The sequence below is a fragment of the Streptomyces sp. SID5785 genome (assembly GCF_009870065.1).
In the GTDB taxonomy this organism is placed as follows: Bacteria; Actinomycetota; Actinomycetes; order Streptomycetales; family Streptomycetaceae; genus Streptomyces.
In genome coordinates this window covers 1-618 of the sequence record NZ_WWIA01000159.1, presented here as the reverse complement: position 1 = coordinate 618, position 618 = coordinate 1, and the positions used below count along the sequence as shown (strand labels likewise).

Sequence of the window (618 nt, the reverse complement as noted above, 5' to 3'; positions counted from 1 at the left end):
TGCGCCTGTCAGTTCGGGCAGGGCGAACAGGTCGGCGAGCAGGCCCTGGGTGAAGACGACGCTGCCTGCGCCGATGAAGGCGATCTTGGGGTGGTTCATGTGGTGGGTGCTCCGGTGCGGGTGAGGTGGGCGAGGACGTCCTCGCGGGTGGGTTGGGCCGGCGTGCCGCCGTGGGCACGGGTGGACAGGGCGCCGCAGGTGACGGCGAACGTGAGTGCCTCGTCAGGGGAGTGGCCGTCCAGGGTGGCGGCGACGAATCCGGCGTCGAAGCTGTCGCCTGCGCCCACCGTGTCCTTGGGGTCGGCAGGCACGCCCGGGGAGGTCAGGAGGCGCCGCCCGTCGTGACACAGCGCACCCTCTGCACCCTTCTTGACGACGGCCAGCGGGCCGCGTGCCGCCAGGAGTTCCGCTGCGTCCTCCGGTGTCCGCGCGGCCGGTCCCGCCAGACACAGGGCCTCTGCGGCGTTGGGCAGCAGGATGTCGGTCTGTGCGAGGACGGCGCTCAGTCCCGCCCAGGTGCCCGACGGGTCGTCCTGGGGGTCGAGGGAGGTGGTCGCGCCGTGCGAGCGCGCGGTGCGCAGCAGGTCCGGCAGGTCCGCGGCCAGACGTGGTTGCAGA

1 protein-coding gene is annotated in these 618 nt (G+C 73.0%); it reads right to left on the bottom strand.

Annotation, left to right across the window (positions count from 1 at the left end; translation table 11 throughout):
• Positions 1–95 precede the first annotated feature (95 nt).
• Positions 96–618 (bottom strand): PfkB family carbohydrate kinase (locus GTW43_RS04835; protein WP_202501050.1); only part of this gene is annotated, 523 nt, incomplete at its 5' end.